The organism is Xenorhabdus sp. SGI 60 (assembly GCF_056632175.1).
Genome location: NZ_CP196860.1, coordinates 3,472,785 through 3,495,783 on the forward strand (window position 1 = coordinate 3,472,785; position 22,999 = coordinate 3,495,783).

Annotated in this window: 24 protein-coding genes and 1 pseudogene; 15 read left to right on the forward strand and 10 right to left on the reverse strand. The window is 38.1% G+C overall.

Annotated features, from left to right (window positions below; all coding sequences use genetic code 11):
* Positions 1 to 17: 17 nt before the first annotated feature.
* Complete coding sequence (locus ACSJJG_RS16480; protein WP_481089935.1) at positions 18 to 1,166, reverse strand: porin; 1,149 nt, start codon at positions 1,164 to 1,166, stop codon at positions 18 to 20.
* A gap of 679 nt (positions 1,167 to 1,845) precedes the next feature.
* Here ACSJJG_RS16480 and ACSJJG_RS16485 point away from each other — a divergent pair.
* From ACSJJG_RS16485 to ACSJJG_RS16505, 5 genes and pseudogenes are all read left to right on the forward strand, one after another.
* Positions 1,846 to 2,472: a TetR/AcrR family transcriptional regulator gene (locus ACSJJG_RS16485; RefSeq protein WP_481089936.1), complete on the forward strand. Its 627-nt coding sequence runs from the start codon at positions 1,846 to 1,848 to the stop codon at positions 2,470 to 2,472.
* A gap of 382 nt (positions 2,473 to 2,854) precedes the next feature.
* A complete protein-coding gene (locus ACSJJG_RS16490) occupies positions 2,855 to 3,421 on the forward strand; it encodes a tail fiber protein (RefSeq protein WP_481089937.1) in 567 nt (188 codons plus the stop codon).
* A gap of 345 nt (positions 3,422 to 3,766) precedes the next feature.
* Positions 3,767 to 4,062: pseudogene (locus ACSJJG_RS16495) on the forward strand (Thoeris anti-defense Tad2 family protein); the annotation flags it as partial.
* 277 nt (positions 4,063 to 4,339) lie between these two features.
* Entirely contained in the window at positions 4,340 to 4,567 is a 228-nt protein-coding gene (locus ACSJJG_RS16500; RefSeq protein ID WP_481089938.1) for a hypothetical protein, read from the forward strand.
* A gap of 448 nt (positions 4,568 to 5,015) precedes the next feature.
* Positions 5,016 to 5,567, forward strand: a complete 552-nt coding sequence (locus tag ACSJJG_RS16505; RefSeq protein ID WP_481089939.1) for a Thoeris anti-defense Tad2 family protein — start codon at positions 5,016 to 5,018, stop codon at positions 5,565 to 5,567.
* Positions 5,568 to 5,925: 358 nt separating this feature from the next.
* On the opposite strand, the gene ACSJJG_RS16510 is transcribed toward ACSJJG_RS16505, so the two are convergent.
* The 4 genes from ACSJJG_RS16510 to ACSJJG_RS16525 all read right to left on the reverse strand — a co-directional run bounded on the left by ACSJJG_RS16510 (position 5,926) and on the right by ACSJJG_RS16525 (position 10,332).
* Positions 5,926 to 6,969, reverse strand: a complete 1,044-nt coding sequence (locus ACSJJG_RS16510; RefSeq protein WP_481089940.1) for an acyltransferase — start codon at positions 6,967 to 6,969, stop codon at positions 5,926 to 5,928.
* Between the two features lie 12 nt (positions 6,970 to 6,981).
* Positions 6,982 to 7,638, reverse strand: a complete 657-nt coding sequence (locus ACSJJG_RS16515) for an SGNH/GDSL hydrolase family protein (protein ID WP_481089941.1) — start codon at positions 7,636 to 7,638, stop codon at positions 6,982 to 6,984.
* Between the two features lie 384 nt (positions 7,639 to 8,022).
* Complete coding sequence (locus tag ACSJJG_RS16520; RefSeq protein WP_189760332.1) at positions 8,023 to 9,075, reverse strand: alpha-xenorhabdolysin family binary toxin subunit B; 1,053 nt, start codon at positions 9,073 to 9,075, stop codon at positions 8,023 to 8,025.
* 42 nt (positions 9,076 to 9,117) lie between these two features.
* The gene (locus ACSJJG_RS16525) at positions 9,118 to 10,332 is read right to left on the reverse strand and encodes an alpha-xenorhabdolysin family binary toxin subunit A (protein ID WP_276529791.1); all 1,215 of its coding nucleotides are present in this window, start codon (positions 10,330 to 10,332) and stop codon (positions 9,118 to 9,120) included.
* Positions 10,333 to 10,591: 259 nt separating this feature from the next.
* Here ACSJJG_RS16525 and tnpA point away from each other — a divergent pair, with 259 nt between their 5' ends.
* Positions 10,592 to 11,020 carry an IS200/IS605 family transposase gene (tnpA, locus tag ACSJJG_RS16530; RefSeq protein WP_189761458.1) on the forward strand — a complete coding sequence of 143 codons (429 nt, stop codon included), beginning with the start codon at positions 10,592 to 10,594 and terminating at the stop codon, positions 11,018 to 11,020.
* A 434-nt stretch (positions 11,021 to 11,454) separates the two neighbouring features.
* Here the strand turns inward: tnpA and ACSJJG_RS16535 are convergent.
* Positions 11,455 to 12,152 (reverse strand): IS1 family transposase gene (locus tag ACSJJG_RS16535; protein WP_223281913.1). Its coding sequence is split into 2 segments (ribosomal slippage): positions 11,455 to 11,903 and positions 11,903 to 12,152, totalling 699 coding nucleotides; the frame shifts between segments, so codons are not numbered across the junction.
* Positions 12,153 to 12,353: 201 nt separating this feature from the next.
* Between ACSJJG_RS16535 and ACSJJG_RS16540 the strand changes: the two genes are divergently transcribed.
* Positions 12,354 to 12,554 (forward strand): antitoxin, encoded by a 201-nt coding sequence (locus ACSJJG_RS16540; protein ID WP_311062224.1) that lies wholly within the window; start codon positions 12,354 to 12,356, stop codon positions 12,552 to 12,554.
* Positions 12,554 to 12,928: a type II toxin-antitoxin system PemK/MazF family toxin gene (locus ACSJJG_RS16545; RefSeq protein ID WP_189761259.1), complete on the forward strand. Its 375-nt coding sequence runs from the start codon at positions 12,554 to 12,556 to the stop codon at positions 12,926 to 12,928. The genes ACSJJG_RS16540 and ACSJJG_RS16545 overlap by 1 nt, the downstream gene beginning before the upstream one ends.
* A gap of 146 nt (positions 12,929 to 13,074) precedes the next feature.
* Here the strand turns inward: ACSJJG_RS16545 and ACSJJG_RS16550 are convergent, their stop codons facing one another.
* Positions 13,075 to 14,988: a BglG family transcription antiterminator gene (locus tag ACSJJG_RS16550; RefSeq protein WP_481089942.1), complete on the reverse strand. Its 1,914-nt coding sequence runs from the start codon at positions 14,986 to 14,988 to the stop codon at positions 13,075 to 13,077.
* Positions 14,989 to 15,168: 180 nt separating this feature from the next.
* Here ACSJJG_RS16550 and ACSJJG_RS16555 point away from each other — a divergent pair, with 180 nt between their 5' ends.
* The 6 genes from ACSJJG_RS16555 to ACSJJG_RS16580 all read left to right on the forward strand — a co-directional run bounded on the left by ACSJJG_RS16555 (position 15,169) and on the right by ACSJJG_RS16580 (position 19,398).
* Positions 15,169 to 15,483, forward strand: a complete 315-nt coding sequence (locus tag ACSJJG_RS16555) for a PTS sugar transporter subunit IIB (protein ID WP_193852365.1) — start codon at positions 15,169 to 15,171, stop codon at positions 15,481 to 15,483.
* A 75-nt stretch (positions 15,484 to 15,558) separates the two neighbouring features.
* Positions 15,559 to 16,791 carry a PTS transporter subunit EIIC gene (locus tag ACSJJG_RS16560; RefSeq protein ID WP_481089943.1) on the forward strand — a complete coding sequence of 411 codons (1,233 nt, stop codon included), beginning with the start codon at positions 15,559 to 15,561 and terminating at the stop codon, positions 16,789 to 16,791.
* Positions 16,792 to 16,820: 29 nt separating this feature from the next.
* Positions 16,821 to 17,162, forward strand: a complete 342-nt coding sequence (locus ACSJJG_RS16565; protein ID WP_481089944.1) for a PTS sugar transporter subunit IIA — start codon at positions 16,821 to 16,823, stop codon at positions 17,160 to 17,162.
* Positions 17,163 to 17,173: 11 nt separating this feature from the next.
* Positions 17,174 to 18,613 carry a glycoside hydrolase family 1 protein gene (locus ACSJJG_RS16570; RefSeq protein ID WP_481089945.1) on the forward strand — a complete coding sequence of 480 codons (1,440 nt, stop codon included), beginning with the start codon at positions 17,174 to 17,176 and terminating at the stop codon, positions 18,611 to 18,613.
* Positions 18,614 to 18,684: 71 nt separating this feature from the next.
* A complete protein-coding gene (locus ACSJJG_RS16575; RefSeq protein WP_481089946.1) occupies positions 18,685 to 18,945 on the forward strand; it encodes an HPr family phosphocarrier protein in 261 nt (86 codons plus the stop codon).
* A 63-nt stretch (positions 18,946 to 19,008) separates the two neighbouring features.
* The gene (locus ACSJJG_RS16580; RefSeq protein WP_481089947.1) at positions 19,009 to 19,398 is read left to right on the forward strand and encodes a cytidine deaminase family protein; all 390 of its coding nucleotides are present in this window, start codon (positions 19,009 to 19,011) and stop codon (positions 19,396 to 19,398) included.
* 43 nt (positions 19,399 to 19,441) lie between these two features.
* Here the strand turns inward: ACSJJG_RS16580 and ACSJJG_RS16585 are convergent, their stop codons facing one another.
* The 3 genes from ACSJJG_RS16585 to exbB all read right to left on the reverse strand — a co-directional run bounded on the left by ACSJJG_RS16585 (position 19,442) and on the right by exbB (position 21,284).
* Entirely contained in the window at positions 19,442 to 19,687 is a 246-nt protein-coding gene (locus ACSJJG_RS16585; RefSeq protein WP_481089948.1) for a type II toxin-antitoxin system RelB/DinJ family antitoxin, read from the reverse strand.
* A 187-nt stretch (positions 19,688 to 19,874) separates the two neighbouring features.
* On the reverse strand, positions 19,875 to 20,300 hold the full coding sequence (gene exbD / locus ACSJJG_RS16590; RefSeq protein WP_481089949.1) for a TonB system transport protein ExbD: 426 nt from the start codon (positions 20,298 to 20,300) through the stop codon (positions 19,875 to 19,877).
* Positions 20,301 to 20,306: 6 nt separating this feature from the next.
* On the reverse strand, positions 20,307 to 21,284 hold the full coding sequence (gene exbB, locus ACSJJG_RS16595; protein WP_481089950.1) for a tonB-system energizer ExbB: 978 nt from the start codon (positions 21,282 to 21,284) through the stop codon (positions 20,307 to 20,309).
* Positions 21,285 to 21,748: 464 nt separating this feature from the next.
* Between exbB and metC the strand changes: the two genes are divergently transcribed.
* Entirely contained in the window at positions 21,749 to 22,942 is a 1,194-nt protein-coding gene (metC, locus tag ACSJJG_RS16600) for a cystathionine beta-lyase (protein WP_481089951.1), read from the forward strand.
* Positions 22,943 to 22,999: the final 57 nt, after the last annotated feature.

A 22,999-nucleotide genomic window follows, 5' to 3' on the forward strand; every position in this document is an offset into this window, starting at 1 on the left:
AGGCAGTTCGATAACTATTAGAAGCGATAAACCAAACCAACACCAAAGACATCGTCAGTACTGATCTTCGCTTTCTTAGTGAAATCATTATCTTTCAATAAGTTAAATTGATATTCAGCATACGTACCCATGTTTTTGTTGAAATTATAGAAGGCACCGACTGAAACATATTTCACCAAATCTTCAGATCCCTTGTCTGTCAATATACTCTTATCAGCCAGGTCATTACCCAGATCTTTACCTTTGGAATAAACAAAAGCGACAGAGGGGCGTAAACCAAAATCAAACTGATACTGAGCCGTCAGCTCAATATTTTGGGTTTTATTGGCAAACATCGTGTAGTTATTCACAGAGCTGCCAAATCTGGTCATATTACGGGTTTCACCATACATGGCGGCCAGATAGACGTTATCTTTGTCATACTTGGCAGAAACGATCCACGCTTCGGCTTTATTCCCTTTTGCCAGAACATTAGCGGCATCAGAACCCAGTTTCTGTACCGAAGTACGGTTAGAGTTGCCGTATGACGCCCCAATATTTAAACCATTACCAAAATCATAAGTGCTGGAAAGGCCAAAACCATCACCATTCTGTCTTGCAACATCTTTACGGCTATTTTTAGTACCGCTATCATTTTTAGCCTGATACTGCAAGGCAAAATTCAGGCCATTCACCAGACCAAAAAAGTCAGTGTTGCGGTAGGTTAATAACCCTGTTGAGCGCCCCATCAGGAAATTATCGGTTGCGGCCATAGAATCGCCACCAAAGACCGGCAATGCATCTGTCCATGCGTTGGCATCATAAACCACACCATAATTACGCCCATAATCCAGCGAACCGTATTCACCAAATTTCAACCCAGCGAAAGCTAAACGTGTTCTGGTATTGGCTCCACTTTCCACTTCTGTACCATTGGCGCCCATATTGAATTCCCAGCGCCCGAAGCCAGTTAGTGTATCCGTAATTTGGGTTGAACCTTTAATACCGATACGACCGACAGAACCATCACCAGTCTGGCTATCTGATTTGGAGAAAGTTCTTTGCACATCGGCTTTTCCGTATAAATCTATTTTATTGCCATCTTTATTATAAATTTCAGCGGCATTTGCGCCCCCCGTAATGAGAAGTACCGGAATTGCCATTGCGAGTGCGTTGCGTTTTATCATTATCATAATCCTCATTAGTCTTGTTATTATTTAGCCACCGCCAAAAGATTCATATCCCAAGAACAATTTGCTCTGGAATAGTCAATAATCAGGTGGGCGGAGTATTTTACTTGTTTTAGTTAATTTAATGTTAAATTTGTAACAAGCAATGACGATACTAAGATCTAAACAAACCTTTTGCTAACAAAAATTAGCAAAAAATGCCATCTTGTGATGAACGTCACATCATAGAAATATTCCCTATAACTCAGCAATATCAATTATGACAATAACTTAATAAAAACAGTAAGTTATAAATAATGGCGGGGTAATAAAAAATGCCATGATTCGAGCATGGCAAACAGGCAAAACACAACAAGATTCCGCTCATCACGAGTGATAGCAAGCTAATAGATTTTGTCAGCGATCACATTACCGTAATCCCTAATAGATGACGCTGCTCTCCAAGTGGGACCGTGGTCCCACTCTATTCTGCTATTTTTCGTCAACATCCGGCATTGACGTCATAATTTCATGAACGGGTAATCACGCTTTAATCGGGTTGACAAGCCTCTGCGAATTCTGTACTTGGTGAAATGTGATTTAATTCTTCCATTTAAACTTAAATCAAGTTGTTCTGTTTATTAATGGGATCACGCCGGCGTAATACAAATATTAATAACTTATTAAGGTACTAAAAATGGCAGAAAATCATCCACGTCCACGAGGCCGCCCCACTATTCCAGAGCAAGAAATACGCCAAAAAATTCACGACGTCACCTTTTTACTTCTTATTCATCAAGGTTATAACAAAACAACCATGGATGAGGTTGCCAAAAAAGCCGGTATTGCCAAAAAAACGCTCTACCGTTTTGTCAAAAATCGGGAAGACTTGCTCGAAAAAATGGTCACACGTTGGGAAGATTATTTTATTCCCTCTTTTAAAAAAGAGGCTAATAATTTTCAGCAGTTGATGACGTTATTTAAACTATTTTTAATTAAAATAGCAGAAAAACTTTTATCTATGGAAGCGGTGGGATTATTTAAATTATTACAAACCGATTTTCCTTATCGTCAAGCAATGTTAGATAAATATCAGCAAGCTGGAATTGAAAGAGGCCGGAATATATTGGCTAACTGGCTTGAACGCCAATATCAACAAGGATTACTGAAAAAAATGGATTTTCCCATTATCAGTGAATTTGTCATTTCGATGGTAATTGCAGAACCACTCAGGAAAATGGCACTGGGTATTCTTCCACCATTGCCAGAAACAGATATTACACCTCGGATTAACGCAGCAATGACTTTGCTTAAGTATGAGTAATATTTATTATTAAGGCTGAGAAAAAGATTCTCAGCCTTTTATTTATCAGAATATTAATCTTTTACACAACCTTATTATCATTCTATATTACAACTGTATGTAACCAACGCCATAAGGTTGAAATAAATCAACTCGCACAAACTCTCTATCTACTGAGGTGGAAAATCTCACTTTTTTCGTAATTAGTTTTATCAGTCAATTGATACATTTTATTATTTACCAGCCTAATATTTTATCTCATCCTGCTATCCAAATATGTAACTTACCAAACATTAATCAACTGAATTTAATTAAACTGTACTATCAAATATTAATGAACAGATTTTATTAATTTTCACAGTCGAAGAAATATCCCATCATTTAATATTAATCAGGAAATAATATGAATAATCAAGATAAAAAGTCTGAAATAAAAACCTTAGAATTAGAAAATGATGACCTTGTTGTCGTTACAACACCGGAATATGTCAAAAATTCGATCAAAGAAGCAATAGAAGAACACGCTCAAAGCCGCAATCACCCTTACGCAACATTGGAAGATAGAGGCTTTGTTACCCTCAGTAATGACGTTGATAGTGATAGTGAGACTCATGCGGCAACATCTAAAGCAGTTAAGGCGGCATACGATCTCGCCAATATTGCCAACCAAAATGCCCTCAAAGAGAATATAATCGGTGTTGGACAAAATTGGCAAAATGTCACCAATGCCAGAACACCCGGCACAATATACGTAAATGAAACAAGTTCGCCTATTCAGGTTGTCATTTCTGCTTACCCAGGAAGTCAGTATTCTAGAATTTTTGTTAATGGAGTACATATTGCCACACTAGCAACATTAGACAGTAGCCCACACACGTTTAGCAATATCACGTTTATTGTTCCGGTCGGCATGACATACATGATTGAAAAAACGAGACTCATCATCGAAAACTGGAGTGAATTACGATAATATGACAAAGAACAATATGGTTTAGGCCTGTGAATTTAACAAAATAATCAATATCCAAATCCTGAATCCAAGGCTATGCTTCCGGCATAGCCTTTTTGTTTTTCTGTAATAAGGTGAATAAGTTATAATAAAAAATATCAGCAGCAAATATTTAATTCACCCTCCAGAAGATTATTTACTCGTCGAATAAACGAATTCCATAATACAACGCCAGATATTAATGCGAATTAATGGCGGTGTGACTGCATCCTATTGAGATTAAATTTAACTTAAGTAATATCAACGGGTGGTTTAGCAATAGAATGAAATAACCTTTTACTCTAATGATAAATAAGTGAGGAAATTATGTCTGAAACTAAACAATGCCCATTTGATCCTGAGCAATATAAGGTTAAAGTCACGACTAGTATTGACAATGATGTCGCTGCACCCGTTGGCTCTTCTCCGTGGGCACTGATTCAGGTGTATTTAGAAAAACAGTACATCGTAGTGGCTGGAATGCTCCTATAGAACATATGCGCCTTGCCTATGAATCAGAAGTGGGCACTGATAAAGGAAATCCGTATATTGAGAAGAGTGATCAAAATGGCATGTGGGCACCCTGGAAGCCAACGTTGGAAGATTTAATGGCTTGTGACTGGACGAAACGTTAAACCTGAAAAGTTAACTGAATGTTTCGCTGTCTTTTGATCTCAAATTTGGTTTTAATTCTTTTTTTGCATCTATGCGATATTGGGGCCTTATACGACTATTGGGTTATGCAAGTTGTGACAAGCTTTTGGTTCTTTAACCGGACTGCAAACCACTGACAAGGGAATTGAAAATGTTATAGAGTTTAGATGATTTAAGTCTCCTCCGATGGCTATGACAGGTTAATACTAACTATATCCTGTAAAGATGCTGCCGAGCTGTGACGAAGTGATCGGCATTGCATCACTGCAAAGATTGTATATCACTGTTGATGGCAATACCTATAACCTTGGTAAATTTGACCTTGTTTTTATAATAATGGCAGTCAAAATGATGTCTCTGAGATCAGGAGTTGTTTCTGACGCCGAGTTTTTTGAGATATTAAAAAAAAAAAACCAACCAAACATTTTAGCCTCAAGTGGAGTGCACAATAACTTCCCTAAATTTATTTTCTGAATCCAAGGCTATGCTTCCGGCATAGCCTTTTTGTTTTTCTATAATAAGGTTGGAAATTTATAAGAAATTGATCGTGAATACTTCGAATTTAAATAAAAACAATATTATTAAAAAATCATAATAGCACTTTGTTAGAGTTTAATTTTTATATTACTATTAATGTATATTAATCCACATATTATAATTGTTAGTCATTCATTTAATAAAAAATATCAGCAGCAAATATTTAATTCACCCTCCAGAAGATTATTTACTCGTCGAATAAACGAATTCCATAATACAACGCCAGATATTAATGCGAATTAATGGCGGTGTGACTGCATCCTATTGAGATTAAATTTAACTTAAGTAATATCAACGGGTGGTTTAGCAATAGAATGAAATAACCTTTTACTCTAATGATAAATAAGTGAGGAAATTATGTCTGATCAAAACAATCCCGAGGCTAATGCAACTAAACAATGCCCATTTGATCCTGAGCAATATAAGGTTCACGACTAGTATTGACAATGATGTCGCTGCACCCGTTGGCTCTTCTCCGTGGGCACTGATTCAGGTGTATTTAGAAAAACAGGTACATCGTAGTGGCTGGAATGCTCCTATAGAACATATGCGCCTTGCCTATGAATCAGAAGTGGGCACTGATAAAGGAAATCCGTATATTGAGAAAAGTGATCAAAATGGCATGTGGGCACCCTGGAAGCCAACGTTGGAAGATTTAATGGCTTGTGACTGGACGACGTTACCTGGTTCTGATGTTTCGCTGTCTTTTGATCTCACATTTGGGTCTGTTAGTCTTGTTTTCAAGCAAGCTTATACGCTATTGGGTTATTCAAGTGGCAAGTTTGGTTCTTTAACCGGACTGCAAACCACTGACAAGGGAATTGAAAATGTTATAGAGTTTTATATAGACCATACCCCAGATGATTTAGGAGTGTACTCCTCCGATGGCTATGACAGGTTAATACTAACTATATCCTGTAAAGATGCTCCGCTGTGACGGAAGTAATGGCACCACTGCAAAGAACTCTGTATATCACTGTTGATGGCAATACCTATAACCTTGGTATACTGAGCCTTCTTCATATTATTCATATAGTTAAATGTGCCACTTAAATGTTTTCTGTGGTTCTAGTAGCCGATCTGATTCTGGCCGAGTTTTTTGAGTATATTACAACAAAAAGACCAAACCAAACATTTTAGCCTCAAGTGGAGTGCACAATAACTTCCCTAAATCTATATTCTGAATCCAAGGCTATGCTTCCGGCATAGCCTTTTAGTCTTAATATCTTAGCGCCGTTCCGGACTGAATACGGCGCTTTTTTAAGCCTGTCATATATGCCCTTCAATTTATCACATTAAATAGTGATGATTGATGAGGTTATCTTAAATTTCCGCAATAAAACACACAATATATATGAGAGGATAAAAGCCAGTAATGAATACACTATTATATAAATATATATATTTACGTTATGAAATACCCTTAACAAAAACTCATGGATAAAATCATTATGTATCTCAACAACAAAAATATTGTGAACGAGATATATCCCCAGTATATTCTTGCTTATGCCTGCTGTTACTCCTGATATTTTACTGATATTTAAATTAATCATAAATAAAAATAAGCATACGGAAGAGACTTGAAGGAATATATTATAAAACTTCCCATAAAAGAAGGTCATTCCTGTTCTGACAGATATCAGTGACAGCACTATCAATGAGATAATGGATAATACCAACAGCGTTATGTGTTTCAAGGAAAAGGATTTTATTTTAGGGTTTGTCAGCCCGATATACCCGCCTATCAGAAAACTAAGTAACCCTTCAACCTGAAATGGGAGCAAAATATCAAAGGGTACAATGGAAAGGTTATACTTATACTCGGTCAATGCATTCAGCAATGTAAAATTAGAAATAATAAACATGATGAATATTATCTTTGTAAGCCCCTTGGCATTCCCTGAATTAAATGAATTGCGTATTAACGGGGATAATATATAAAGAGAAATGATCGCAAATATAAACCATAAATGAGTGGCATCTGATATAACCCGGCTAACGTTAACATAATTTAAAAAATTAACACTAGAAACCGTTGTGAATTGACTAATAAAGAAATTATCATAGATATAATAAAAGACCAACCAAAACAACAATACCATTAAAACTTTCTTTACTTTATTAATTGCATAAGTTGTTTGGTTTTCATATTTATTATTCAGCAAAAAATAACCACTGCACATAAAAAATAACGAAACACCCAACTGGCCTGCCTGCCGATACAAATACAAAATTACGTCATTATCATGACGTAACAAGAAGAACAATGTAACGTGGGATACGACAACAAAAAAGATAGACATTATCTTTAATAAATCTATAGACAGAACTCTCATTCAAAATCCCTCTTAAATTGACAACATAAAGTTTGATATTTTAGGAGCCAGTTTTTCCATGCCTATTTTTGACGGATGTAACCCATCGGATTCCGTACCTGCGCTATTGCTCGTCATGATATCCATATTTTCTTCATTAAAACCGGAATTTTTCAATAAATCCAGATACGGAATGGAATAGCTTTCGCAGACTTCCCGGCAAACATGGCAATAATCCGATAAATAGTATCCTTTCAGATTTTTCTGGTTCATTCCTCTTTTTATTGAGACAGGCGTTGTTATGATGAACCCTATCCTTGATAAGGGGTATTGCTTTGTGACTCCTGCCAGCAATAAATTCATCGCGCCAATAAATGTTAATGGCGTTTTTTCTTTACTGTCACCTATTTCTATTCCTCCATAAGAGCCAAAATCATAGCCAAAATCGTTAACCCCTCCCCATATGGTAATGATGTCTGGGTTGTTGCCCATTTCTTTATACCTTAAACAAATAGCAGAACTATCATCTTTATTTTTTTGAGCTATACAGGTTCCTCCAATGCCGTAATTAACAAATTTTCTTAAGCCTGACATTTCAGTCACGATGGGTTGATACCACCCTCTTTCTGTTATGCTGTCTCCGAGTGAGAACCAAACTTGCCCCGCTAAATGAGATTGAATATAAGACATTTCCTTTCCTCTGCTTTTTCTGGAATGATCATCTGGTCGTTTCTGGAGGTATCCTTCTCAGGAAAAAACACCAGAACCATTAAAAAATTAACAGTTAAATCCGTAAAATATTGTGTGCAACTTATCATTCTGTAATTATTTATATCCCAATTTAACTTCATGATGCGTGTGATGTCTCCCCGCGAAGCGAGAAGACATGGCACAGATTGCCGATAAAGCAGTCGTGTCACGTGAGGCGCTATATCGAACACGGTCACCTAAAGGTCAAAGACTTTACGCAATATCAGTTTTCTCATATTGCGGCAATGATTTAATCTGGTCAGATACAATTTATCAAAACGAAGGCTGAGAATATTTATTCCCAACCTTTCTTTATCAGAATGCTTATTTCAACATATTATATTGTGAGGTTAAATTAGCTAAAAAATCCAATTGGTCATTTATCAAACTGGTTAAATATTTCTGATCAACTTTATTACCTGATAAACGATGTAATTGAGTCGCGAATGTGTTCCACGCTTGTTCCAGTTTAACCGCCTCAGCAAGCATAATGGTGCGTTCTGCTTCGATTTGCATTACATCTTTTAAGCCAGAAAGCCGTTGTTCCGTCTCGTGTAATGTCACTTTCAGGGCATCAGTTTCTTTTATCACTTGATCGATTTGATCACTCAGTTTCATTCTGGCATCGGCCAGATCGATATATTTCAATCCTTCAGAAACTTTACCTAATATTTTTCTGGCTATCTCAACACCTTGTTTTATAGCCTGTTTAATAGCCTCTTTTTTAGGTTGAGTAAAATCCAGGCCATCAATATCACTGGCACTAGGGATAAAATATTTAAACATATCCGCAATATTATTTTCACGGATCACATCCTGACTTTCGATAATTTTAGCCCGTTCAGCATCCAATTTATTTCTTTTTTCGGCTTTACTTTCAATATCACTCAGCAATTTTGCTTTCTGTGATTCCGTTTGTGTCAAAAGCTCCCCCAAACGCTCCGCAATCACCATATTGCGAATATCGTTGATTTTTCCATCCAATTGCTTAGTGCTGTTACTGAAATTAACAATCACATGGTCAATATCTTGCGATAACTTTTGGATCAATTGATCACGTTCTGCCAACAAAGCTTGACGATCATCGTCACTCAAATCAGGAACTGCCAAAGCCTCATCGATTTGGTTGATTGTTTGGAAAGTCTCTCCCGCTGCAAGCTGGCTAAGTATCGGCGTTAATTGCGACAACGAACGACGCACCAGTTCATCAAGGTCACGGCTATAAAGCCTGATTCGTTCAACTTTTTCCCCGATAATTGCAATACCGGATGTTTGTCGTTGTGCCAAAAGCCAAATAGCATTTACCGCCTGATTCATGGCTTTGATATTAATTTCTGGATACAAAATTTCTTTTTGTAAGATACTATCTTCAAACATTTTAATATTCCTTTTTATTTTATAAAATTTTCTCAGAAAAAATTAGTTGTAGAGTTTCTTATATTCAGCCAATGCTTCATCAAAAGTCTTCACTAATTGCACAGCAGAGCCTTGAACTTCTTTCCAGGGGCTAATAACTTGCTTAAATGTTGCCACAAAAGAGGTCAGCTTCAATGCATCATTAATTTCAGCAAATTTATCTTTTGAAGACGTAATTTGCGTTAGCATTGTATTCCACATAAAATCTAAGTGATTTAAGGCAGATTCCGCATCCAGCATACAAATATGGATATTGTTAAAATTAAGGGAAAGATTTTGAATGGCTGTTTGCAATGCACTTTTATTTTTCACTTGATCTTGCAATCCCTTAACTTCCTCGATCAGTTCATTTTTTCGTTTACGGGCTTTTTCTGCTTTATCACCAAAAATACCCCCCGTAATCGCCCAACCAATTATACCTCCGGCCATGCCAGAAAATGCCAGGCCAACGTATTTATCATAGTCTTTTTGGAGTTGTTCAATCTCTTTATTCTTCTCATCAATCTTATCTTGCAGATCTTTAATGGTTGCAGAAAGATTATTATCATCCATCAGTTTTTTCTTACTATTCACCTGTGGCTCTAATCCTTGTGCAATTTCGCCATTTGTTAATTTCCCACCAATTAAAGTGATCTTAAAATCGGTTACCGCATTTTTAACTTTCTGAGTATTTTCCTGTTGTTTTTTAATATCTTTCTTCATGCTCTCAAGGATATTACCCAATTCAACAGCGATTTCTTTATCATCATTGGTATAAGTTATTTCCGCTAATTGCTCATCAGTTAAATCACCTAATTCTGTTTTTACTCGTTCAATAATCGGCATTTGTTCAATGACACTGATTATTTCTCCTCCAGTTTCGGTAATTTGCCGGCCGGCATTTTCCAGATCGATACTTTGCTGTTGGACGTTACTTTCTACATCACTCCAACTAAGTGCATGATCGTGAATTTCTTTAAACAGAGCGGTAATATTCGCGGGTTTCAAACCATCAATATCAATATCGTTATAACCGATATATTCCTTGACGCCCTGTAAAGTAAATGGAAGTTCCAAACTATGTTTAACATATAATTTGATATTAATGAGATCTTCTTTAGTAAAGATACCGCCTGGACGAGCAACTCCTTCTATCTGGCTGGTTAACATTTTTAAGGTCACTGCGGGAACTTCTGTAACAGGTATCTTATTTTCTGCTAAGCGTTGATTTAATGACATATCGTTCTCCATTCGTGTTGCAGGTTTAATTTAAAATTAATTTAACTTCTCATTTCCCCATCTGAAAACCCTTTTATTTCGATATAATTTGAATTCGAACACTTACATTAACCTTAATGTGAAAAGTTGATATTTTTATCGGTAAATTTACTTTAATTCATCCTTTTTATTTTATTTATTCTTCCATATGAAAGGTTAAAACCACCGACTTTAGTCGGTCAGCTTTAGCTGCAATACTGTGTTGTACTGGAGGTGCAACATGGATTACAGATACGGCAGTCACACAGTATTCCAGATTGAATATCATTTTGTGTGGGTAACAAAATACAGGTACAAAGTGCTGACAGGTGAAGTGGCTATACGGGTACGGGAATTAGTCCGTCAGACATGTGAAACGTTTGAAATCAGGATATTAAAGGGCGTAGTAAGCAAAGACCATATTCACATACTGGTGAGTAGTCCTCCGACATTAGCGCCCTCAGAAATCATGAGGAGACTGAAGGGAAGGACAGCGAGTAAGTTGTTTGAAGAATTTTCGCATCTGAAAAAGCGATACTGGGGTCAACATTTTTGGGGTAGAGGCTATTTTTGTGCCACGGTGGGTCAATTAACGGATGAGATGATAAGGGCCTATCTGGAGCATCATTTTGAACCGAACCCGGATGATAATTTCAGAATGGACGATTGACGCGTCGTTTAGCCGACGCGTATCCGGACTTTCAGTCCGTTAATCACTAACCCACCGACTTTAGTCGGTGGTTGTTCAGTCTTATTACACAAGCATCATAACAAAATCAAAATTTTATTTATTTATGATTAAATTAACTAAAATAATTGAATTAATGATTCATTATTAATATTTGTTTTAGTATACTATATAATATGTTGTTATTTTTCCTCCGCTTCCATGTCATAATATATATTCGTTATAAATAAAAACAACAGAAAAATATCCTAACCCAAAGCTAAACAGAAGCATTTCAATATAAAGCAACATAGTAAAAACAATCTATATTTTACTTTTTTTAATACAGAGGAATAAACCAAACATCCCTAAATAAAACAAAAAATATAATATCAGCACAAATAACATTATCTAAGAATATTGGTCATGATTCCAATTTATTGATAGTGACGAATGTTCAAATAATACCCAATGACTCTGTCATGCATTTCTATGGATTTTGAAAAAGATAAGGTCTTGCGAGTCAGTCTTGCCAAATGCTGACGAAGATTCAGGTTATGCCTCTCTATGCGTTGTGTATAACGCTTGCTGACCACATGCAGTTTACCGGCCAGTATTTTTTCATAACTTCTCCAACCATCTGTCATATAGACCACTATGTTAAAAGGCGCCAGCAAAGCCATCAGACGCCCCAAGGTCCTCTTTGTTCTCGGGCCAAAAACATGGGCGATCACTTTTCGTCTTATCCTGTCGTAGGCATAAAAGAGCCAGCGGGGCTGATTCTTTGACTTCACGTACGACCACTGCTCATCCATTTCACAGCAGACAATCACTTCAGTGCCAGGAGCAATGGTTTCGGTTACCGATTTGGGTTTGAGCTTTTTAAATGGCGAAGAACGGTATTCAGGCCAATTCCCATCACTCGTGCTGTCGCCCGACATCCCATGCCATTCATGGCCATATCGACGATTTGTTTATGTGTACCGGGACGACAAGCGGCATAAGTGAATTCGAGTTGCCAGGAGTGACGGCAGGATTGGCAAAGATAACGTTGCTGACCAGAACGTGAGCGCCCATTACGGTGGATCCCTTTAACTGCACAACAAGAGGGACAGGTCACATCAATCTTTGCCATCTGAATGTTCTCCAAATAGGCATACTATACATGATTCAATAAATTGATGTCACGACCCGAATATTTCAATTCAGGAAGCTAAACTAAAGATACAGTTTTGTATTCTATAATCGGTTATGAGGCATGATCTAAACTCAACGGAATATGATTAATGATGTATATGTTATATACACAATTCTTTATAATGATGTTGCAACAGTAATGGGATGGTCTGTAGGCATGACATTGGATATAACACCATCAGGCGACACAATAAGCATCAAACCAACGGGTAGAATTGCCAGAGGCCGGAAGTCTCTTTCTGAACTGTTGCAGGGCATCGATGAAACAGAAATACAGACTTTCAACGAAGCAACAGCCGACGACATAAATTCTCATCCTGTTGGTAATGAGGTGATTTAATGGTACGTAGAAGGAACTTCCCAAGTAAAGGCGAAATCTGGCACGCTAATGGCGATCCCGTTAGCGACAGAGAGTTTAAAGGGGCGCATTACTACCTGGTTATCTCTGAATTTGCACTAAATCAAAAGCTAGGTACTGCACTTTGCGTTCCAATTACCAGTAGAGGAGGAATAGCACGTTCTGAAGCTGTCACCGTATATCTTGATGGCTCAAGTACCGATACTGGAAAAATTACCGGTGTTGTGCTTTGTTACCAAATCCGCTCACTTGATTTGAATGAACTCAAAGCTACCTATTCAGCGCAGGCTACGCCTGGCATTGTTGATGAAATACTCACTAAAGTAATAGATATTTTAGATCCTCAATTAAACTAACTGCGAAAAACTTTGTCCCACAATCTGAGCAGTTATCGAAGAAAATCTATGATCAGCTCTTTTGTCCATCGAAAAAACCACTTTGGTAGGTGGTTTTTTATTTTATATCAACCAAATAGCCATTATACTTCTGGGAATTCATTTCTTTAATGATGTTTATATTCAATTAAAATATTTCGGAATTTTTCGAAGTCAGTAATTTTACCCAGTGCACCAATAACACCATCGCGATTGAAGATATCCAACAACGCATCATAACTCTCCGCAAAACATGTTCTATCTATCCGATTTATTGCACTCAAAAACACCACATGTACCCGTCCATCGCTTCCCCAGCGTATCCCTTTCGGGCTGATAACAACGGCGATACAGGTTTTCACCGCATCCGGTTTTACCGAGTGAGGTAACGCTAAGATACCAAAAGCCGTCGAAGATGCATGTTCACGCTCATACACATAGTCGATGAAATCAGCTTCAACATATCCCTTCGTTAACATTTTCCGGCAAACACTTTCGATAAGTTCATCCCGATTGCGAAAATCAGGGTTAAAGAGAAAAAGTTCAGGATCAAAAAATAAGTCAATATTTCGTATTAACGTCGCCCATTTCCGATTTGCCTTGGCTATATCAATTTTGTCCATCAATTCAGAATGTTTATCTCTTAAATGGAACGGTGAAATATAAATAGTTTCATAATATCGTTGTGGAGAAAAAGTTATCGTCGTAATCAATAATTCAAACTCTATGCCCTCCAATTGAGCAGGTTGAGAAATGACCTTAATAAGGTTAATCTCATCACCAAAATCACGTAATAACTGATGGTAAATTTTATTTTCAATTCCACGATAGCTTGGACACAAAAGCACGGATCTCACTTTAGTAATATTCCTTTTTTGCCGTTCAAATTCTGCTCCAACATGTAATGCAATGAAAGAAATTTCATCTTCATTCAATTTACTGTTGAAAAACGCATTGAGTTGCAAAGAGATAAATATAGCAATATCAAAGATAATTCTGCATTCCTTTTTGATTATCTCCAGCATGGGGTTTTTAGTCCATATTTTATGTTTTAGTCTGGTTTGTAATCCCGATAAATGTAATGACAATAAAGAAATAAAATCATCGGAAGACACATTAATCAGATAATTTTCTTGTACGGACTCAGCAAGTTGCCGAGTAAATTGATAGAGTTTAGCACCAACGGAATCAATGACTTCATTATCTGCCTTATTAGAATTTATGTTGGTTTTCAGAAAAAGATAGCAAGATCTTCTTTCACTTTCAGGAACAACAATCCCAAAACAGCATTGAAGCTTGTCGCATAATTCATCTGAGATCAATTTTAGGGTGCTATTTTCTATAGGTAATCTATGATTACCCAGATATCTGCCTTTCTTCAATCGTTTAATCAATATCAGGAAATGCAAAATAAGGTTGGTAGATGAAAAATCACTAAGATACAGTTCCCACTTATCAAAAACGCTTGTCATTATTTCAATAACAACTTTAATTTGGTTACTTTCAAATATTTTTTCCAATGCTTTTGTATCAATGAAATGATAATTGGTTTGTTCAAAGATTGCATAAGAAACTAATTTTCTTAGATCATGTTCTGCGCCTAATATTTCAACATGACTGTTTTTACATACAAACTTCACATTAAAACGTTGAAATGATGCATTCATTTTATAAATCAATGCTTTTAATGTAGAATCACTTATACATAAATCACTACTGAGGTCATATATGTTACTGCTTTTCTTAAATAACAAGATCGCTTTGATAACAAAGTGTGCTCTTTCCTGATACGTTTTAGGCAGATTGTTTTTCTGATAATGTAATTTATTGACGATATCGTGTGATAATAAATTGTGTGATAACAAATAGCCTTTCCGACTGGAAATGATAATTTTTTGTTCATGGAACTCATTAATCTCTGCAACATAATTTTTTACAGTTCTTATTGATACCGCTAATATTTGAGATAATTTTAATGCTGAGACAGGTGTATTTTTAGTTAATAGATAGTCTAATAACTCTTTCTGTTTAATTCTTAGCATAATAATACCTATAAAATTTAAAACAATGGCTTAATATTACTTTTAATGTTGTCATTTAAAAATAAAAACCTGCCCTCTATGAGTGCAAATATTAATTTGAATATACAAGAAAAAGAGTGGAAATTGTATCTTCATCGAAGAATAGAAATCAATAAACGACTGAATAAGTAAGAGGGTGACATGAAGAAGATATTTATTATGTTATGCTGTGGAGCCGGTATTTCCAGCGGAATGCTGGCAACCAGAACCCGCAATGCAGCAAAAGACAAGGCTATCCCTGTCACGGTTGAAGCCAGAAGTGAAAGTGAGGTTGCAGAATATTTTTCTGTAATCGATATTTTATTCCTTGGGCCACACTATGCTTCCCAGCAAAAAGAGTTTCAGAAACATGCCGACCGTTATCATATTCCTGTCATGGTTGTTCCACAAGAAATCTATGGAAGATTAGATGGTAAAGCATTACTTGAGTTAGCCATCAATACCCTGAAAAACTAACTTACTCATTGAATTTAAATTTCACCAGGGAATTTTAGAAGAAAAAACAGAGAGAGATAAAAAATGCAAGCTTTTATGTCTTGGTTATCTGACTCATTTGCACCTGCTATGCAAAATTTTACCAAACGACCTTGGGTGGCCGCCATTTCCGGTGCGATGCAAAAAAATATTCCTTTTATCTTAGCCGGTTCACTTATCTTTTTTTATAACGTATTTCGTTCTTATTTTTTATTCCTGCCTGATCTTGGCAAGATTGCCAATTATTCCTTCGGCATGCTCGGCTTAATTACGGCTTTTATGATTGCCAACCAAATGATGGAGAAGCTATATCATTTTCGTTATACGCTGATTGCCGGACTCACTTCGATTTGTGTTTATATGATGTTCATTAAACCAGAATTTATCGATGGCAATATGCTCGTCAGTTTTGATCGCTTTGGCCCGGCGGGAATATTATTAGGTATTATCACCGGGCTGTTTGTTTCTTATCTCTTTCATTTATATACCAAATTAGGATTATTGCAAGAGAGTGCTTTACCTGATTTCGTTGTCGGCTGGATACATGCGATTATTCCTATCTTGATTTCCATCGGCTGCGGCACATTGCTGGTCTTTACTTTTGATATTGATGTTTTTTCTAAACTGCTGTCGCTCTTTTCTCCTATCGCTGCATTCGGGCAAACCCTGCCCGGCTTTATCCTCATGGCGCTAATTCCTGCCATAGCCATGTCTATGGGGATTTCCGTCTGGACGTTTACAGGCCTGCAAATGCCCATCTTCATGCTTGGGATTACGGCCAATATAGCGCAGGTGGCTGCCGGTCAACCGCCGACGAATATCGTGACTTACGAAACCTTATTCACCGCGGCTTTAATTACCATGGGCGGAACAGGTGCAACACTTGCCCTGAATCTTTTAATGCTGTTTTCAAAATCCAGAGAACTGAAAACAACCGGCTATATCTGTATCGGCCCTTCTTTTTTCAATATTAACGAACCGTTGGTATTTGGTGCGCCCATTGTCCTTAACCCGCTCTTAATGCTGCCAATGTGGATCAATGCAATTACCAGCCCAATTATTGTATGGATTTTCATGCGCTCAGATTGGCTAAATATCCCCGCGAAAATGATCCAAGTCGGACAGATACCGGCTCCGTTTTCCAGTGTCATTATTACGGAAGACTGGCGGGCAATTATCTGCTATGGCGTGCTTATGGCGGTTTTCCTTATCACTTGGTATCCCTTTTTTAAGGTTTATGAAAAAAAACGTATTGAGGAAGAATATGCCAATACAAGTCAACATAATTAATGTGTTTAATTTCATCAGGAAGTTTAAAAATGAACCGTGAGGACAATCTCTTAACTCCCGTTGCTCTGGAAATTATTCTCAATGCAGGTAATGCAAGAGAAAAAAGTGAAGAAGCCATTAAATATGCGCATGTTGGTGATTTTAAAAATGCCCACTTATATCTGGATAAAGCCAGAAAAATGATGTTATCTGCTCATCATGCACAAACTGAGATTATTCAGAAAGAGACTCAAGGGGAAAATTTTTGTTTAGATCTGTTATTTATCCATGCTCAGGATACATTAATGACCATCCGCAGTGAGCTTAATTTGAGAAAAGAAATAATTAGTCTTTATGAATTTATTCATAAAATAACCAATGAAAACAAGTAAAGGAAAATGCCATGATAAAAAATAGTGATTTATTTCCAGAGAATTTTCTTTGGGGGGCATCAAGTAGTGCTTATCAGGTTGAAGGCGCCGCAGAAGAATACGGTAAAAAACTGTCACAACAAGATGTTATTAATAATAATCCAGGTTTTGCCGATACCCATATAACCAGTGATCATTACCATCGCTATAAAGAAGATATTGTGTTAATGAAAGAACTTGGTTTGAAATCTTACCGTTTTTCTGTTGCCTGGTCGCGTGTTTTTCCAGATGGCATCGGGAAAGTGAATGATAAGGGAGTCGAATTTTATCATAATCTTATCGACGAATTGTTGAAAAATGGAATAACGCCAATTCTGACGCTATACCATTATGATATGCCTATGGCGCTGGTCGAAAAATATCATGGTTGGATTAATCGGCAAAGCGTAGAAGATTTTGCCTATTATGCCGAATTTGTCATTAAAGAATTTAGTCAGAAAGTACAATATTGGCTAACCATCAATGAACAAAGTATTATTGTGCAATTCTGGACGAAAAAGTGTTTAATTCCAGAGAACTATCTGCATGATGAACAAATCAAATATCAGATCAACCATCATATGAATCTTGCCCACGCTATCGCCTGCAAATTAGTTCATCAGTGGGTTCCCAACGGGTTGGTCGGCGCTGCCTTGGGCTATTCCGCCATTTATCCACTCACCAGTAAACCAGAAGATAATTTAGCGGCTCAAAATGCTAATGACCTGCGTAATTACTACTTCACCGATATCTACCTGAAAGGGCACTATAATCAGTCAGCACTCATCTATCTAAAAAATCAGGGGCTAGCACCACATATCGAAGCGGGTGATATGGAGTTGATTAAAGAAGGTTATTCTGATTTTCTGGCAATTAATTATTATTGCAGCCATGCCGCTGCCGCCGCACCAAAAGATGCTCAACGGAGAATGGATGGCTTTAACCCAACCGGTGTTAAAGGGCAAATTGATGGGCATGAAATTCAGCCTGATTTCTATCAAATCCATAAAAACCCACATCTTGATACAACCGACTGGGATTGGGCAATTGACCCCATTGGATTGGAATATCTTTTGCGTGATTTGTATACCCGTTATCAGAAGCCATTGATGATCACAGAAAATGGTTTTGGTGCCGATGATAAGTTGGAATCTGATGGCTCGATTCATGATGATTATCGCATCAACTATATTCAACAACATATTAATGCCATTAAGCGAGCAATGGATTATGGCGTTAAGGTGATTTCCTATAACCCGTGGAGTTTTATGGATCTACTTTCTACCAGCAATGGATATAAGAAAAGATATGGTTTTGTTTATGTTAATCGAACAGATGATGACATTAAAGATCTTTCCCGTTATAAAAAAGATTCGTTTTATTGGTATCAGAATGTTATTCAAACTCAGGGCAGTTCATTAAAAAAATCCTGATCTTATTTTTATACCGAATAAATTTCGAGCGATAGCTTTAAAGATAAAAGATATATAAGCAGGTAAATTTTATGGTTGAATATTCGGTGGTTGTTACCGCTCCTTCAGGTCTGCATACGCGGCCTTGCGCCCAACTCTGTAATTTCGTTAAAAATTACAGTGGCAAAATTGAAATGATTAAAGGAGATAAACGTGCCAATCTAAAAAGCATGTTTAAAGTGATGTCGATGGGAATCAAAAGTGGTATGGAGGTGATTATTCGGGTTGAAGGCGATAATGAGCAGGAAATGGCAAAATCGGTCGTGGAATTCATCCGTAATATAAAAGACTGAGTCATTTAATTTATTAATCCATTTAAATTATTCCATTTAATCATAAATAAGGAGTATTATTTTGTGATTTCTTTTGACGAAATGGAGTATATTGCACATTGCTTAATATCCCCGACACAATTAAATAAATATATTAAATACGGTCATGTCAGCGCCGTGATTCAAAGTAAATCTGGACATATTTATACTGGTATTAATATCGATACGGCTTGCTCTATGGGGTTTTGTGCAGAGCACGGTGCAATTTCTGAGATGATAAAGCAGGGTGAAACACAGATAATCAGGATTATTGCTGTCAATCGGCATGGCAATATCATTCCTCCCTGTGGCCGTTGTCGGGAATTTATCAGCCAAATAAATCCAGAAAATATCCATGCAGAAGTAAAAGTCACACAGGAAAAAGTTTTGTTTCTTAGTGAGCTATTGCCTTTTGACTGGAAGAATCAATCTTAGTGCTTTCCCAAAACTGCCCGATTAACGATTCGGGCAGTTCCAATTAAAATAGATCGTCAACATCTTTCGCTTTATGGATATTTATACCGTTTTCACTATCAGCAATGGTTTTTGCCGTCAGTGCGTTAGGAATACGCATATCGAACGGTAACGCCTTCTCTTTGGCGACTTTGGTCAAAGTCATTCTGATTAAGTCAGATACAGTTAAACCCATGCTAGCCAGCACTTCAGCAGCTTCATTTTTTAGTGTTTCATCTATACGAGCACGAACAAACGCATTTGCAGCCATGCTAAACCCCCTGTGTTGGTCAATAAATATACTGTAGCTCAATTGAGATACACAATCAAATATGAATACATTAATCGAAATATGCAGATGCAGCCATTAGGGTTGAAAGAGACAATATGGGAGTGATGACTTAAAACTGCCCGATTAACGATTCGGGCAGTTCATATTTCTGGTCATCAAAGAAAAGTTATTGCGCGGAAACTGATTCCATCCCCACTAATCCCACTTTGAGATAACCCGCTTTACGTAGAGAATCCATGACGCTCATCAGGGTTTCATAATCCACGGTTTTATCAGCCTGGAAGAAAATTGTCGTGTCTTTGTTGGATTGCGTGGTTTGATCCAATACCAAAGACAAGTTATCACGATCAATCGCCTGCTCTCCCACATACAACTGCTTATCTGCTTTCACAGTCAAAAATACCGGTTTTTCTGGTCGTGGTTGCGGTTTAGCGGTTGATGCCGGCAAATCAACTTTGATATCTACCGTTGCCAATGGTGCTGCCACCATGAAAATAATCAACAGGACTAACATCACGTCAATAAACGGCGTGACGTTAATTTCATGCAGTTCGCCGTTATCGTCCAAATCTTCATTAAGACGTATTGCCATAATTTATTACCTTGCTTCTGCTTTTTCTGCTTTGCTTTCAGCCAGATCAAGATCACGCCCCAGCAATAGGATTGCTTTAGCGGCCATGTCACCCACCTGACCGCGGTATGACGAAATAACGCGGGCAAAGACGTTATAAATCACTACCGCAGGGATCGCTGCCACCAGTCCCAATGCTGTCGCTAACAGGGCTTCCGCAATGCCTGGTGCAACCACAGCCAGGTTAGTCGTTTGTGAATGAGCGATGCCGATAAAACTGTTCATGATCCCCCAAACAGTACCAAACAGCCCCACAAATGGAGAAATTGCACCAATGGTCGCCAGATAACCGTTACCACGCCCCATATGGCGACTAATTGCTGCGACGGCACGTTCCATACGGAACGACGTTCGCTCTTTAATTCCAACCTTGTCAATGCTGTCAGCAGACAGGGCGCGCTCTGACTGTGCTTCACTCAACAACAGGCGACTGACGCTGCGATTGCCAAAATCTGCGGCAATTTTCACTGCCACATCCAGATTGGCAACTTTAACCAAAGCCAATTGCTCCTTGCACAAACGACGGCGGGCCATTAAAAGTTCAGCCCCTTTGGAGAACAGCAGCGACCATGTGATAACAGAAGCAATCACCAGTCCCACCATGACGGTTTTTACTACCGCATCTGCATTTTGGTACATGCCCCAAACAGATAAATCCGTTGCAAAGCCGCCGGATGGGTTGCCAGAAACGTCTTCACCAAGCGCCACGGTTTCTGTCACGGTTACATTTTCCGCTGTATCCGCTGCCACAATTGGCGCATCTGCGGTTGTTGGTGCATCAGTTGTTGGTTCAGCCGCTTGTGGCGCTGCGGAAGATGTTGGTGCTGCCGGAGAAGCGGCTACCTGAGCAGCAGCCTGATTTTCTGGTGTGGCTGGCGTGGTCTCAGCCCATGCTGAACTTGTTAATCCGAGTGCCAATAGAATAGAAGCTGTCAAATTACGCATCAGTTAGCCTTACTCTCTTTCTTATAGATTCTGTTACTTAGCAGTGAATCGCGTTTACTCATCTTGCTAATCCTAATATGTCCTGCGTCATGGCTCACCTTTTAACCTTGTATCTTCGCCCTCTTACAGCTTGATAACGGCACTGCAAGGTAAATTCAGGAAGATGCTGGTTTCGTTTGAACCCTGATCTATGCCTCTTACCTCGAAAGAGGAAAAAGTCCGCTACAAATGATATCAGACATTTGGCGATTTGATAGTAATTATCATTACTATTTAATAAAAAAGTACCACTTAATGATGTTCTTTCATTAATCGATCCTGGTTTACCATCACCCGCTCACCGTGAATTTTCGTCAAGTTGCTCGAATCTCTTTGGTAAAACGCCCCAAATCTTTTAACTTGCTAATCATTATTTGAACGATTCTATTTAGATACAGGCAAGAAATAACTTGGGGAATAATGCCATGACAGAAAAAAAACTAGAAACCTTATTAGTTAGTGCCGGGAGACAAAAAAGATATACGCAAAGTGCCGTTAATCCCCTGATTCAACGCACTTCATCTGTCATTTTCGATACTGTTGAAGATTTAAAACACGCCTTGAAGAACCGTGCTAAGGGTGAATTATTTTATGGACGTCGTGGCACACTGACCCATTTTTCTTTCCAGGCAGCGATGGCTGAACTGGAAGGTGGCGCCGGTTGTGCACTCTATCCTTCCGGTACGGCCGCTATTACCCATTCAATTCTGGCATTTGTGGCAACCGGTGATCATGTTTTAATGACAGGTACTGCCTATGAACCTACCCAAGAATTTTGCCACCATGTTCTGAAAAAAATGGGGGTTTCCACCGATTATTTTGACCCCATGATCGGAGAGAACATTGCTTCGCTGATTCAACCTAATACCAAAGTTATCTTTCTTGAATCACCCGGCTCCCTGACGATGGAAGTGCAGGATATTCCTGCCATCGTGCGTGCTATTCGGCAAGTCAATTCTGAGATTGTAATTATCATTGATAATACATGGGCGGCTGGCGTACTGTTTAAGGCTCTGGATTTTGGCATCGATATTTCCATCCAATCCGCCACCAAATATATTATTGGTCATTCAGACGGGATACTGGGTACAGCAGTCGCCAACGCACGATGTTGGGATCAGCTCAGAGAAGGATCATATCTGTTCGGGCAAATTGCCGATCCTGATACGGTATATATGGCAAGCCGAGGGCTACGAACGTTAGCGGTTCGTTTAAAACAACACGAAGAAAACAGTATCAAAATTGCCAAATGGCTTGCACAGCGGCCGGAAGTTGCCGAAGTTTATCACCCTGCCCTGCCTTCTTGCCCGGGGCATCCGTTCTTTCAGCGCGATTTCACTGGCTCCTGTGGGCTATTTTCTTTTCTCCTGAATATCCAGCTGACACCTCAACAAATTGCAGATTATCTCGATAACCTGAATCATTTTAAGATGGCCTTTTCGTGGGGAGGTTTTGAGTCATTAATTTTGGGCATTCAACCAGAAATGCTGCAACGACTGCGTCAATACCCTTCGCCGCAAAAAACGGGCACCTTATTCCGTCTCCATATCGGGCTGGAAAATCCACAAGACTTGATTGATGATCTGGAAGCAGGTTTTGCTCGTTTGGCAATTCGTTAACTTTCATTTTTAAATTGTGGCTATCTCTTTACTGCGTATTTGCAGATAGCCACGGTT